Source organism: Micromonospora sp. M51 (assembly GCF_018070305.1).
GTDB classification, from domain to species: domain Bacteria; phylum Actinomycetota; class Actinomycetes; order Mycobacteriales; family Micromonosporaceae; genus Micromonospora; species Micromonospora parva.
In genome coordinates this window covers 1-12,691 of the sequence record NZ_JAGPXZ010000092.1, presented here as the reverse complement: position 1 = coordinate 12,691, position 12,691 = coordinate 1, and the positions used below count along the sequence as shown (strand labels likewise).

Below are 12,691 nucleotides of genomic sequence, written 5' to 3'. Positions count from 1 at the left end.
CAGCATGGGACTCACGTGCACCCAAACGGTTCACCGGCCGACCGGCTCGCCGCCGTCGGCAATCAAATGATCGAGATCCACCTCTGGCTCAGCGCGGAACTGGCCCGGCTCAGGGCCGACCTCGGCACCCCGTCACGGCACCTGCGGGCGCACTGCCTGACCTTCTGCGCCGCGCTCGGGCGACACCACACCGGCGAGGACGCGGGCGCGTTCCGGCTGCTGGCCGAGCAGGTCCCCGAACTGCGCCCGGTCATCGACAACCTGATCACCGACCACGAGGTGGTGGCCGGGATCCTGGAGCGGGTCGAGGCGTTACTGGCCGGCGGCGACGCGGTGCCTGTCGAGCAGGTGCGCGGTGAGCTGGACGGGTTGGCCGCCCTGGTCGAATCGCACTTCCGCTACGAGGAGACGCGGCTGGTCACCGCCCGGACCGCGCGCCCCGGTCGAGCCGGGACAGCCGAGGAACTCCTCGGCCTGACCGCGCCGCCCAGCTGAGCCGTGATCGACTCCGGAGCGCCGATGTGGCGGTGTCACCGACCCCGGGACGCCGCCACACCGGCGCGACTGCCGGGCCCTGCCACCGTCACGTCGGCGGCGGGCCGGGCAGCCGCTCGTAGTAGCGGATCTTCTCCCGGAGATGCTCGTACTGGCGCTGGAGCAGGCCCATCTGCTCCTCGACCCGCACCGCGTGGGTTCGCAGCAGTGCACAGCGCTCGTCGACGGTGTGGTCACCGTCGCGGGCCAGTTGCGCGTATCGGCGCATCTGCGCGATCGGCATCCCGGTGTCGCGCAGGCACCGGAACAGCTCCAACCAGCCGAGATCGTCGTCGGTGAAGACCCGCTGCCCGCCCGCCGTCCGCTCCACGTCGGCGAGCAGGCCGATCTTCTCGTAGTACCGCAGGGTGTCCAGGCTGAAGCCGCTGCGGCGGGCGGCCTCCGAGGGGGCGTAACCGCTCATGTCGCGAGATGCTAGTGCTTGACCTGGAGCGCGCTCCAGGTTGGAGGCTGGTGCCATGACGACGACACGGACGCTGGGACGCAGCGGCATCACGGTGAGCGCTATCGGAATGGGATGCTGGGCCATCGGCGGCCCGCTCTGGGGTGACGACGGGCAGCCGTTCGGCTGGGGTGAAGTGGACGACGCCGAGTCGATCCGCACCATCCACCGGGCGCTCGAACTCGGGGTGACCCTGTTCGACACCGCCAGCAACTACGGCGCCGGACACAGCGAACGGATCCTCGGTCAAGCGGTGGCCGGGCGACGGGACAGCGTGGTGATCGCCACCAAGTTCGGCAACGTCAGCGAGGAGAGCACCCGGCGGGCGCTCGGCACCGACGCCAGCCCGGCCTTCGCGGTGCGCAGCCTCGACGACTCGCTGCGCCGGCTCGGCACCGACTACGTGGACCTCTACCAACTGCACCTCAACGACCTGCCGGTGCCCGCCGCGCTCGATCTGATCGACACCCTGGAGGGCCTGGTCGACCAGGGCAAGATCCGGGCGTACGGCTGGAGCACCGACGACCCCGCCTCGGCGGAGGCGTTCGCGGCTGCCGGCCCGCACTGCGCCGCGATCCAGCACGACGAGTCGGTGCTGCGCGACAACGCGGCGGTGCTGGCGGTCTGCGACACACACGACCTGGCCAGCCTCAACCGTGGGCCGTTGGCGATGGGGCTGCTCACCGGATCGACCCGGGCGGTCGGGGCGGACGATGTGCGCGGACGGGCACCGGAATGGCTGGAGTGGTTCACCGACGGCCGGCCGACGCCGCGCTGGGCGGCCCGGGTCGACGAGGTCCGCGCCGCGCTCACCGCCGACGGGCGCACCCTCGCGCAGGGCGCGCTCGGTTGGCTGCTGGCGCGCAGCCCCCGTACCGTGCCGATCCCCGGCCTGCGCACCGTGGCCCAGGCCGACGAGAACCTGGCCACCCTGGAACTGGGCCCACTGAGCTCCGAGTCGTACGCCGAGGTGGAGCGACTGCTCGCCGACCTGCGCCCGGCCCCCGCGGCCTGACCACCGGGCCGGTCCACGCCCCGGGTGCCGTCACCGGAAGTCGTCCGCGTGCTCGGCGGCCCACTGCCGGAACGTGCGCCCGGGGCGGCCGGTCACCTGCTCGACGTCCGGGGCGACCCAGGCGTTGCCGTCAACGTACCGGCCCATCTCCAGGAACCACTCGATGACCTCCGCGGGATAGGTGTCCTTCCAGTAGTCCCGGGCCTGCTCCGGGGTCAGCTCGTCGAACCGCACCGGACGGCCGATCGCCTCGCCGATCATCTGGACCGCGTCCCGGCGACGGACCGGCTCCGGCCCGGTGAACGTGGTGGGGCCGAACCCGGTGACGAACGCCGAGTTCACCCGTGAACTGGCCCGGCAGCTGCACCGCCCGGCGATCATCCCGATCCCCGCGCTGGCGCTCAAGGTGGTCCTCGGCGGTTTCGCCCACGAGGCCCTCACCAGCACCCGCGTCCTGCCCGGCGTCCTAGCCCGAGCCGCCTACCCCTACCAGCACCCCACGCTCCCCCAAGCCCTAAAAGCAGCCCTAAACCCCACCACCATTGGCGTTGATCAAGAGGTTTACGTCAGATTCCGGCTTCCGGATGTCGCAAACCACGTGTTCAACAGGGGCGGGGGGGGTGGGGCTTCGCCCGGCCCCACCCTGGGTGGTTCGGCCCTCGGCAGAAATCGGCGGTCAGGGGGCCGGCGTGGGCCGAAGCTGGACCGATGGCGACTTTCTCCCTCCAGGCCACCCCGACCGACGCGGCGAGCTGGGCCGAGCTGGCCCGCCGGGCCGAGACCGCCGGCTTCGACGCCCTGCTCGCCGCCGACCACCCTGGCGACGTGACGTCACCGTTCGTGGCGCTGGCCGCCGCCGCCCCGGTCACCTCGACGATCGGGCTCGGCTCGTACGTGTCAAACCTCGGCGTACGGGAACCGATGCTGCTCGCGGCCGACGTGGCCACCCTCGATCTGATCTCCGGTGGACGGGCCCGGCTCGGTGTCGGCGCCGGTCACACCCCGGCGGAGTGGCGCGCCGTGGGCCGGGAACGCCCCGACGTGGCCGGTCGGGTCCGTCGTTGCGTGGCCGTCGCCGAGGCGGTCCGCGCCCTGCTCGACGGGGCCCGGGTCACCGTGGACACGGCCGAGCTGACGATGCGCGAGGCGGTGCTGCGCGAACCCCGGCCGGTGCAGGAACGGATCCCGCTCACGATGGGTACGGCGAACTCGGCCCTGCTGCGGTGGGCCGGCGCGCACGCCGACGTGGTCGGGCTGACCGGGTTCGGACGTACCCTCGCCGACGGCCACCAGCATGAGGCTCGCTGGCGGACCAACCAGATCGAGGCGCAGCTGGCCTGCGTGGCCGACGGCGCAGCCGGCCGGGCCGACCCGCCGGCACTGGAGGCGCTGGTGCAGACGGTGATGGTCACCGACGACGCGGAGGCTGCCGCCGCGGAACAGGCCCGGCGCAACGGCATGACCGTCGCCGAGCTGTTGACCACTCCGTTCGTGCTGATCGGCACGGTGGACGAGATCATCACGGCGGTCGCCGAGCATGAACGGCGCTGGGGGGTGACCCGGTTCGTGGTTCGCGAGGCCGCGCTGGAGCCTCTCGCGCCGGTCCTGGCCCGGCTGACCTGATCCCACGCTGACGCCCCCGTTGATCAAGAGGGGGGGTGGGGGGGCCCGTCGGGGCCGGGGGCGGGGTCGGGTTGGTGCCGCCACCGTTCAGACCGAAGAAGAGCGCGTCACGGTACGTCGAGCAGATGGTGTCCAGGAAGTACGCGGTGGCGGTGCCGCACTGTTCGGCTGCGGAGCCCGGGTCGACCGGGGTGCCGTGGCCCATCCCGGAGATCCGGTAGAGCCGCACGTCGTCGTTGCCGTACACCTCGAGGCTGGTGTTGCCGGGCAGCGACGAGGTGCTGGTCGGGGTCTGCGACACGCCCCGGACGTTGGTCCACTGGTCGCGGGACTCGGTGCCGTTGAGCGGGGTGACGGTGGTGTCCGAGGTGCCGTGCCAGATCGCCACCCGGGGGCGCGGGCCGGTGTAGCCGGAGTACGCGCCACGGACCAGGTCGCCCCAGGCGGCCGGGGTCTTGTCCGCACCCGGGTTCATGCAGCTGAACGCGTTGACCATGCTGGTGGCGCAGCGGTACGGGATACCCGCGATGATCGACCCGGCGGCGAAGACGTCCGGGTAGGTGGCGAGCATGACCGCGCTCATCGCCCCGCCCGCGGAGAGCCCGCTGACGTACACCCGGGAGCCGTTCACCCCGAAGTTCGCCTTGGCGTGGTCGACCATCTGCTTGATCGACAGCGCCTCGCCCTGGCCTCGGGTGGTGTCGCCCGCCTCGAAGAAGTTGAAGCAGGAGTTGGCGTTGTTGCCGGACGGCTGCTGGGCGACGATCAGGGCGAACTTCCACTGGTCGGCGTACTTCTGCCAGCCGGAGTTGGCAAAGTAGCCGGAGGCGTTCTGGACGCACCCGTGCAGCAGGACGACGGCCGGGGAGTTGGCCGGCAGGTTGTCCGGCCGGTAGGCGTACATGGCGAGGTTGCCGGGGTTGGAGCCGAAACCGGTGACCTGGGTGAGGGTTGCGGCCTGGGCGGGTGCGGCGATGGCGACCACGCCCGCGGCGGCGAGGGCGACCCCGGCGACCGCACCGAGCAGCCGGGTGAGGATGGACGAGGAGCGGCGCACGGCGGCCTCCTGAGGGGGCGGACTGTGAACTGGGTCACGGTCGAGTTGCCGAGACGTTACGACGGTGTGTCGCCGCCATGACATGGCGCACACTCACACATTCACGACGGACGCTGTGTACGCCGAACCATCGACGAGGCGGACCTAATCCGTCCCCAACGGTCCCGTCCTTGCAGGTCTGACCGGCCCGTCCAGGTCCGGTTGGTAACGTCCGCTGCGTGCCGTCCTCCCCGTCGCTGGCCACCGGGCCCGCACCCGCGTCACCGCCGCGCGCCGTCCGGAACCGCCGGGCCGACCTGATCGTCGTGCTGGTGGCGCTCGCGCTCGCCGTTTGGGTGACCAGTGGGCTGTGGCGGGACCCGAACGTGCGGACCATCACCGTCAACTCCAGTGACCAGGCGCTGTTCGAGTGGCTGCTCGCCTTCGGCGGGCACGCGGTCACCCACGGGGAGAACCCGCTCTTCACCTACCTGATCAACGTCCCGGACGGCGTGAACCTCGCGGTCAACACGACGGTCACCGTGTACGCGGCGGTCTTCGCCCCGCTCACGTACCTCATCGGGCCGCCGGCCACGTTCCTGGTGATCCTCACCCTGAACCTGCTCGCCACGGCGTTGGCCTGGTACTGGCTGCTGTCGCGGCACCTGGTCCGCAGCCACCTGGCCGCCGGGGTGGGCGCGCTGTTCATCGCCTACTCCCCCGGCATGGTGTCGCACGCCAACGCGCACCTGAACTGGACCGCCGGTTGGCTGGTGCCGCTGCTGATCTGGCGGCTGTTCGCGCTGCGCCGCCCGGGGCACTGGCTCCGCGACGGGGTGATCCTCGGCGTGCTGGTCGCGGTGGCCTTCTCGATCGCCGCCGAGGGGCTCTTCTTCACCGCGCTGGCGCTGGGCGTGTTCGTCGCCATCTGGGCGCTGCACCCGGCCAACCGGGCCGAGGCGCGCGCCGCGCTGCCCAATTTCCTGCGCGGGCTCGGGGTGACCGCGGTGGTCGCCGGGGTGCTGTTGTCGTACCCGCTGTGGTTGCACTTCGCCGGGCCACAACGGTTCCACGGCACCGGCTTCGACCCGGTGATCCACTCCGAGGACATCGCGGCGTTCGCCGCCTTCCCGCGCCGCTCGCTGGCCGGCGAGGTCGGGTTGGGCACCTCGCTGGCACCCAACCCGACCGAGGAGAACTCGTTCTTCGGCATCCCGCTGCTGGTGCTCACAGTGGTCTGCTTCATCGCGCTCTGGCGTCGGGCCGACGCGCACCGCCGGGCCACCCTCTGGGCGCTGGGCGTCGTCGCACTGATCTTCACGGTGCTCTCCTTCGGTCCGGTCGCCAAGGTCGACGGCCGACGCACCGACCTCCCCATGCCGTTCGACCTGCTCGGACAACTGCCGGTGGTGAATGCCGCGCTACCGGCCCGGCTGGCGCTGGTGGTCGCGCCGGTGGTGGGGCTGTTGCTGGCGTACACGATCGACCAGTTGCGCGCCGCACCACTGCGGCACCGCTCCACGGAGCTGGCCTGGCTGGTCGGTTTCGTGGTGGCCCTGGCGCCGCTGCTGCCCACCCCGCTGCTGACCGACGAGCGGGAGCCGATCCCGGAGTTCATCACCTCCGGCACCTGGCGGGAGTACGTGTCACCCGACGGGGTGCTGACCCCGCTGCCGCTGACCGTGGACATCTACCCGGACGGCCAGCGGTGGCAGGCGTACGCGTTGTCGCACCGGCAGGGCGAGTTCGCCATTCCGGGCGGCTTCTTCCTCGGCCCCGGTGGGCCGGACGGGCGGGGCCGGATCGGTCCGGTGCCGCGCACCCTGAGCGCCTTGATGGACCAGGCCGGCCGGACCGGGCTGGTTCCCATCATCACCGACGGGTCGATCCGGGAGGTCCAGTCGGACCTGCGGCACTGGCGCATCGAGACGGTGGTGCTCGCCGACCAGGTGCACGGCGCGAAGTTCGAGGTGGACGAGGAGGCTCTGCGGCGTACCGCCGCCGCCCTGTTCGGCGAACCGCAGCGGGTCGACGACGTCTGGCTCTGGCGGATCCCACCGGCTGACCGGTAGCCCCCGACCCCCGTGGTGATCTTCGCCGGTGAGGCGGCTCACCAGGGAAGATCGCCCATGGCGGGACTAGGCTTGATGCCGTGACAACGACGACCCCCGGCCTGACGGCCGTTCGTGCCGGCCTGCTCGACTACCAGGCCGCCTGGGACGAGCAGCGACGCCTGCACGAGTCGGTGGTGGCTGGCGAGCGCGGCGACACCGTGCTGCTGCTGGAGCACCCCAGCGTCTACACCGCCGGCAAGCGCACCGAACCGTGGGACCGGCCGATGGACGGCACTCCGGTCGTCGACGTGGACCGCGGCGGCAAGATCACCTGGCATGGGCCGGGGCAGCTCGTCGGTTACCCGATCCTGCGCCTGCCCGACCCGGTGGACGTGGTGGCCTACGTGCGCCGGACCGAAGAGCTGCTCATCGACGTGTGCGCCGAGTTCGGGCTGAGCGCCGGCCGGGTCGAGGGGCGCAGCGGGGTCTGGGTGCCCGCCGACGACCGGGGGCCGGCCCGCAAGGTGGCCGCCATCGGCATCCGGGTGGCCCGGGGCGTCACCCTGCACGGCTTCTCGATCAACTGTGACTGCGACCTGACGTACTTCGACCGGATCGTGCCGTGCGGCATCCGGGACGCCGGCGTCACCTCGCTCACCGCCGAGCTGGGCCGCCCGATCAGCGTCGCCGACGTGCTGCCGGTGGTCGAGCGTCGGCTCTCCACCCTCGTCACGCTCTGAGCAGGCCCGGCCGCGCGCCGGGGTGACCGAGGGTCGGCCTATCCTCGGGCCAATGCAGATCGACCTCGTCACCGTTGTCGTCACCGAGTACGACCCCGCCATCGCCTTCTTCACCGGGGCACTCGGCTTCGAGTTGGCCGAGGACTCCCCGTCGCTGACCAACGACGGGCGACCGAAGCGCTGGGTGGTGGTCCGCCCGCCGGGCGGCGGCACCGGGTTGCTGCTGGCCCGCGCCGACGGCGAGCGGCAGGAGGCCGCGGTGGGCGACCAGACCCACGGCCGGGTCGGGTTCTTCCTCCAGGTCGACGACTTCGACGCCACGTACCGCCGGATGGTCGAGATGCACGTCGAGTTCGTCAAGCCGCCGCGCACCGAGCCGTACGGCAGAGTCGCTGTCTTCCGCGACATCGCCGGCAACCTCTGGGACCTGCTCGGCCCCGCCTGAGCCCCGCTGCCGGCCCACCCGATCGGATGGGCCGGCAGGGCAGCCCTACGGAGTCAGGCGGTGCAGGTCACGCGGGAACGCGGTGACCTCCCGGATGTTGGCCGCGCCGACCAGCCGGGCCACGAACCGTTCCAGGCCGATGGCGAAGCCGCCGTGCGGCGGCATGCCGTGCCGGAACGCGTCCAGATAGCCGGCGTACGGCTCGACCGGCTCACCCCGGGCCGCCAACGCCGCCAGGTAGTCGGCGTGCCGGTGCAGCCGCTGCCCGCCGGTGACCAGTTCCAGACCCCGAAAGAGCAGGTCAAAACCGTTCGAGTACGCGGGCCGCTCCGGGTCCGGGTGGGTGTAGAAGGGCCGCTTCGCCATCGGGTAGCCGGTGACGTAGAGGAAGTCCGACCCGTGTTCGCGGCGGGCCCACTCGCCCAGCGCCCGTTCGTGGGCGGGCGCGAGGTCCGGCTCGTCGGCGGGCGCGCCGGCGATCGCCAACGCCTCGGTGAAGTGCACCGCCGGGATCTCCGCCGGCACCTGCGGCGCGGTGACGCCGAGCGTCGCCAGGGCCCCGCCGGCCCGCTCGTCCACCGCGCCCAACATGCCGGCCAGTGTGTCGCGCAGCACCCGCATCACGTCGGAGTGGTCGGCAACGAAGCCCAGCTCCGCGTCGAGCGACGTGTACTGCGCGAGGTGCCGGACGGTGTCGTGCGGCTCGGCCCGGAAGACCGGCCCCACCTCGTAGACACGTTCGAAGACGCCGACCATGAGCTGCTTGTAGAACTGCGGCGACTGGGCCAGGTACGCGGGCCGGCCGAACCAGTCCAGCGCGAACACGTTCGCGCCGCTCTCGGTGCTGGAGCTGACCACCTTCGGCGTGTGGATCTCCACGAAGTCGCGGGCGTCGAGCGCGGTCCGGAACCCGGCCACCGCGGCCGCCGAGATCCGCAGCGCGGCCGAGCGGGTGGGGTGCCGCAGCGCGGTGGGCGCGTGGTCCAGCTGGGTGGGCAGGCTCGCGGTGAGCGCCGGCCGGTACAGGTCGAACGGTGGCGGCGCGGCGGGCGGCCCCAGCGGACGTACCGTCGGGTCGGTCAGCTCGACCCCGGCGGGCGCGGTGCCGTTCGCGGTGGCCGTGGCGGTGACCTCGACGACCGTCTCCTCGGTGAGTTTCTCCAGTTCGGCGCGGACGGCCGGGTCGGTGACGACCACCTGGGCCAGGCCGGCGGCGTCCCGCACGATCAGGAAGGCCACCGACTTGAGCAGTCGGCGGCGGTGCACCCAGCCGGCGATCCGCACTGTCGTGCCGATGCTGGCGGGCAGGTGATGGGACAGGGTTCGTTGCATGGCGCGCTGCTCCTCGGTCGATCGCGACGCCGTCGCCGCCCGGGGGAAGCGATGCGTCGCATCAGCCCCAGGCAGGTGTGGGCGAGCGGGAACCTCGCGGTGCCACCACACCTTCACCCCCGCCGAAGCGGAGGCCTCGTTCGTCGCCTGATGACCGGGGCCAGCCGGGCGAGCTCTACTAGGCGTTTCGCCGTTCTGCCCGCAGCTCGGGAGGGTCTTCGCGCCCCGGCGCCAGACCGCCTCTCAGCACCGGCGGCTCTCTGCACTGGCGGGGTCGGGACGCTACTTGGCTCCGTCATCGCTGTTGGCGGTGACCGTAGCACCCGGATCCCGCTCGTGTGACGCACATTTTCGACACCCCGGTGTCCGGCGTCACAAGGTTTGGGGCGTGACGCCGGTCGCCTGACGCACATAGACACCTGCCGTCGGGCGTAGGCTCGTTTTCGTGACGATCGAGCACTCCGCGCCGACGACCGGCCAGGCAGCGCGCACCGCAACGGCGGCCCCCGAGGGGCGGCGTCTGCTGCGGATCGAGGCGCGCAACGCCGAGACGCCGATCGAGCGCAAACCGCCATGGATCAAGGTCAAGGCCAAGATGGGCCCGGAGTACACCCAGCTGCGCGGGCTCGTCTCGCGCGAGGGGCTGCACACCGTCTGCCAGGAGGCCGGCTGCCCCAACATCTACGAGTGTTGGGAAGACCGGGAGGCCACCTTCCTCATCGGTGGTGACCAGTGCACCCGGCGCTGCGACTTCTGCCAGATCGACACCGGAAAGCCGGCCGAGTTCGACGCCGACGAGCCGCGCCGGGTCGCCGAGTCGGTGGTCTCGATGGGGCTGCGCTACGCCACCATCACCGGTGTCGCCCGCGACGACCTGCCCGACGGCGGCGCGTGGCTGTACGCCGAGACCGTCCGGCAGATCCACGCCCTGCAGCCGGGTTGCGGCGTCGAGCTGCTGATCCCCGACTTCAACGCCGTCCCCGAGCAGTTGGCCGAGGTTTTCGGCTCCCGCCCGGAGGTGTTGGCGCACAACGTGGAGACCGTGCCGCGCATCTTCAAGCGCATCCGCCCGGCGTTCCGCTACGACCGTTCGCTGGACGTGATCCGGCAGGCCCGCGCCGACGGCCTGGTCACCAAGAGCAACCTCATCCTGGGCATGGGCGAGGAGCGGGCCGAGGTCTCGCAGGCGCTGCGTGACCTGCACGAGGCCGGCTGCGAGCTGATCACCATCACCCAGTACCTGCGCCCCTCCCCCCGCCACCACCCGGTGACCCGCTGGGTCAAGCCGGAGGAGTTCGTGGAGCTGCGTGAGGAGGCCGAGGAGATCGGCTTCGCCGGGGTGATGAGCGGGCCGCTGGTGCGTTCGTCGTACCGGGCCGGCCGGCTGTACCAGCAGGCCATCGACGCCCGCGCCGCCGCCTCGGTCGTCACCGTCAGCTGACTCCGCCGGCAACGCCGCGCGGCCGTTCGACGTCCGGGTGTCATGATCCTGTGATGACCGTCGGCGTACGCGAGCAGCCGCGCGGCGCGGGCGCGCCCCGCCCGCGTCCCGGCGCACGTGCCAGCCTGGTCGGTTGGCTCACCGGGTTGGCAGTGCTCGCCGGCGTGGGTTACCGGCTCTGGCTGCTGCGGCAGGCCGCGCCCGACGAACAGCGACGAGGCCACCATGGGGCTGGCCGCGCTGCACATCGCCCGGGGCGAGGGTTTCCCGATCTGGTTCTACGGCCAGCAGTACATGGGCACGCTGGAGGCGTACCTGGCCGCGCCGGTGTTCGCCGTGGCCGGTGGGCCGTCGCTGCTCGGGCTGCGGTTGCCCACGCTGGCCCTGTACGCGCTGTTCCTGCTGCTGGCCTGGCGGTTGACGCTGCGGCTGACCGGGGACCGGTGGTTCGGGCTGCTGATGGTCGTGCTGCTGGCCCTCGGCTCCGACCGGATCGTCAAGAACCAGCTGATCGCCGGCGGCGGCTACCCCGAGATGAACGTGGCCGCGGCGGCGCTGGCCCTGCTCGCCGTGGACCTGGCCACCGACCGCCGCGGGCCGTCGGCCGACACCGGGCGGCAGTGCTGGCGGCTGGCGCGCTGGGCCACCTGGGGGTTCCTGGCCGGTCTGATGCTCTGGGTCGACCCGCTCGTGCTGCCGTACGTCGCGGCGACCGGGGCGGTCCTCGTCGCGTTCCGCCGCCGGGAACTGTGGGGTGCCGCCGGGGCGCTGCTCGGGGTGGCGGCCGTGCTGGGGGCGGCCCCGCTGCTGCTGCACAGCCTGCTGACCGGGCGCAACCCGCTGCACGCCGTGCTCGTGGCCAGCGGCGCGAACGCCAGCGCGGGCTGGGTGGACCGGCTGCACGGCGGTCTGGTGCTCGGCCCGCCGCTGGGCATGGGCTTCTGCGCTCCCGGCCAGTGCGCCACCTGGCAGCTGTGGTGGGCACTCGTCCTGCCGCTGCTGCTGGCCGTCGCCGCCGGCACCGCCTGGCGGGTCCTGCGCACCGCCGACAGTGGCCCCGCCGAGGTCGGCCCCGGCGCGGTGTCGCCCCGGGTGGCGGCGGCGGTCCGGCTGGCGCTCGTGCTGGCCGCGCTGGCCACCCTCGGGGCGTACACCGTCAGCAGTGCCGCCGGGCTCACGCCGGTGGAGAGTTCCCGCTACCTGTCCTGCCTGCTCATCTCCCTGCCGGCGCTGCTCTGGCCGGTGTGGACGGTGGCCCGGCGTGGGCTGCGACCGGCGGCGACCGGCCGGCACGGCGTCCGGTCGACGGTGGCCCGCTCGTTCGCGGTGCTGCTGCTCGCCACCACCGTGGGTACCGCCACTCACGCCACCTGGCGGGCGGCGCAGACCGTCGGGGCGACCCGGGCCGCCGAAGCCCGGCACGCCGAGTTGGTGAGCACCCTGCGTCAGCTCGGCGTACGGCACGTGCGCGCCGGTTACTGGACCTGCAACCGGCTCACCTTCGCCACCGCGGAGCGGGTGGTCTGCGCGGTCGTCGACGACAACCTCCACCCCGGGTTCGACCGCTACCCCGCGTACCGGCGGGAGGTGGACAGCGCGACGGCGCCGGCCTGGGTCGCGCCGGCCGGCTCGCCGCTGGCCGGGGTGCTCGACGAGCGGCAGCGGGTCGCGCCGGGCAGCCTCGACCTGGTCACGATCGAGGGCTGGCGCATCTACCTGCCGCGCTGATCCCGCAGCCGCTGTCAGCGCGGCGCGGCGGCCTCGGTGAGCAGGCCCAGGCGGTGGGCCAGGGCGGCGGCCTCCACCCGGTTGGACACGCCCAGCTTCGCGATGATCCGGGAGACGTGCACGCTTGCCGTCTTCGGCGAGATGAACAACCGCTCGGCGATCCGGCTGTTGCTGTGCCCCTCGGCGACCAACCGCAGCACCTCCCGCTCCCGGGCGGTCAGCAGGTCCGCGCCGGCCCCGCCGGCCGCACCGCGCAGGCCGACCCGCCGCGCCAGGGTGG

The 12,691-nt window shown here is 72.6% G+C and carries 12 protein-coding genes and 2 pseudogenes; 9 read left to right on the top strand and 5 right to left on the bottom strand.

The genetic code is table 11. The features are described 5' to 3' along the window. Positions 1 to 495, top strand: a 495-nt coding sequence (locus KBX53_RS07835; protein ID WP_247675265.1) for a hemerythrin domain-containing protein, incomplete at its 5' end; no start/stop codon positions are given. 88 nt (positions 496 to 583) lie between these two features. On the opposite strand, the gene KBX53_RS07830 is transcribed toward KBX53_RS07835, so the two are convergent. Continuing rightward, the gene (locus tag KBX53_RS07830; protein ID WP_030337991.1) at positions 584 to 958 is read right to left on the bottom strand and encodes a MerR family transcriptional regulator; all 375 of its coding nucleotides are present in this window, start codon (positions 956 to 958) and stop codon (positions 584 to 586) included. 55 nt (positions 959 to 1,013) lie between these two features. On the opposite strand from KBX53_RS07830, the gene KBX53_RS07825 reads away from it, so the two are divergent. Beyond that, positions 1,014 to 2,012 carry an aldo/keto reductase gene (locus tag KBX53_RS07825; RefSeq protein WP_210858303.1) on the top strand — a complete coding sequence of 333 codons (999 nt, stop codon included), beginning with the start codon at positions 1,014 to 1,016 and terminating at the stop codon, positions 2,010 to 2,012. A 30-nt stretch (positions 2,013 to 2,042) separates the two neighbouring features. Here KBX53_RS07825 and KBX53_RS07820 read toward each other — a convergent pair whose 3' ends face one another. Next, positions 2,043 to 2,417, bottom strand: a complete 375-nt coding sequence (locus KBX53_RS07820) for a hypothetical protein (RefSeq protein ID WP_210858301.1) — start codon at positions 2,415 to 2,417, stop codon at positions 2,043 to 2,045. Here KBX53_RS07820 and KBX53_RS07815 point away from each other — a divergent pair. Both KBX53_RS07815 and KBX53_RS07810 read left to right on the top strand, forming a co-directional pair. After that, positions 2,302 to 2,541 (top strand): annotated as a pseudogene (locus KBX53_RS07815) (DUF1731 domain-containing protein); the annotation flags it as partial. The gene KBX53_RS07820 and the pseudogene KBX53_RS07815 overlap by 116 nt on opposite strands. Positions 2,542 to 2,720: 179 nt before the next feature. Continuing rightward, positions 2,721 to 3,635, top strand: a complete 915-nt coding sequence (locus tag KBX53_RS07810) for an LLM class flavin-dependent oxidoreductase (protein ID WP_210858298.1) — start codon at positions 2,721 to 2,723, stop codon at positions 3,633 to 3,635. Here the strand turns inward: KBX53_RS07810 and KBX53_RS07805 are convergent. After that, a complete protein-coding gene (locus KBX53_RS07805; protein WP_309140729.1) occupies positions 3,532 to 4,692 on the bottom strand; it encodes a PHB depolymerase family esterase in 1,161 nt (386 codons plus the stop codon). The two genes, KBX53_RS07810 and KBX53_RS07805, sit on opposite strands and share 104 nt — an antisense overlap. A gap of 218 nt (positions 4,693 to 4,910) precedes the next feature. Here KBX53_RS07805 and KBX53_RS07800 point away from each other — a divergent pair, with 218 nt between their 5' ends. From KBX53_RS07800 to KBX53_RS07790, 3 genes are all read left to right on the top strand, one after another. Then, complete coding sequence (locus KBX53_RS07800; RefSeq protein ID WP_210858296.1) at positions 4,911 to 6,743, top strand: DUF2079 domain-containing protein; 1,833 nt, start codon at positions 4,911 to 4,913, stop codon at positions 6,741 to 6,743. Positions 6,744 to 6,823: 80 nt separating this feature from the next. After that, positions 6,824 to 7,465, top strand: coding sequence for a lipoyl(octanoyl) transferase LipB (lipB, locus tag KBX53_RS07795; protein ID WP_030330071.1), 642 nt, complete (start codon positions 6,824 to 6,826; stop codon positions 7,463 to 7,465). Between the two features lie 52 nt (positions 7,466 to 7,517). Continuing rightward, the gene (locus KBX53_RS07790; protein WP_210858294.1) at positions 7,518 to 7,910 is read left to right on the top strand and encodes a VOC family protein; all 393 of its coding nucleotides are present in this window, start codon (positions 7,518 to 7,520) and stop codon (positions 7,908 to 7,910) included. 45 nt (positions 7,911 to 7,955) lie between these two features. Here KBX53_RS07790 and aspS read toward each other — a convergent pair whose 3' ends face one another. Next, the gene (gene aspS, locus KBX53_RS07785; protein ID WP_030330075.1) at positions 7,956 to 9,242 is read right to left on the bottom strand and encodes an aspartate--tRNA(Asn) ligase; all 1,287 of its coding nucleotides are present in this window, start codon (positions 9,240 to 9,242) and stop codon (positions 7,956 to 7,958) included. A gap of 445 nt (positions 9,243 to 9,687) precedes the next feature. On the opposite strand from aspS, the gene lipA reads away from it, so the two are divergent. Both lipA and KBX53_RS07775 read left to right on the top strand, forming a co-directional pair. Next, positions 9,688 to 10,683 (top strand): lipoyl synthase, encoded by a 996-nt coding sequence (gene lipA, locus KBX53_RS07780; protein ID WP_081883748.1) that lies wholly within the window; start codon positions 9,688 to 9,690, stop codon positions 10,681 to 10,683. Positions 10,684 to 10,736: 53 nt separating this feature from the next. After that, positions 10,737 to 12,411, top strand: a pseudogene (locus KBX53_RS07775) (hypothetical protein). Between the two features lie 14 nt (positions 12,412 to 12,425). On the opposite strand, the gene KBX53_RS07770 reads toward KBX53_RS07775, so the two are convergent. Further along, on the bottom strand, positions 12,426 to 12,691 hold a 266-nt coding region (locus KBX53_RS07770; RefSeq protein ID WP_210858292.1), incomplete at its 5' end, for a response regulator transcription factor.

Coding starts and splice junctions, on each gene's coding strand:
- KBX53_RS07830 (WP_030337991.1), bottom strand. CDS start 958: ATGAGCGGTTACGCCCCCTCGGAGGCCGCCCGCCGCAGCGGCTTCAGC.
- KBX53_RS07825 (WP_210858303.1), top strand. CDS start 1,014: ATGACGACGACACGGACGCTGGGACGCAGCGGCATCACGGTGAGCGCT.
- KBX53_RS07810 (WP_210858298.1), top strand. CDS start 2,721: ATGGCGACTTTCTCCCTCCAGGCCACCCCGACCGACGCGGCGAGCTGG.
- KBX53_RS07790 (WP_210858294.1), top strand. CDS start 7,518: ATGCAGATCGACCTCGTCACCGTTGTCGTCACCGAGTACGACCCCGCC.
- aspS (WP_030330075.1), bottom strand. CDS start 9,242: ATGCAACGAACCCTGTCCCATCACCTGCCCGCCAGCATCGGCACGACA.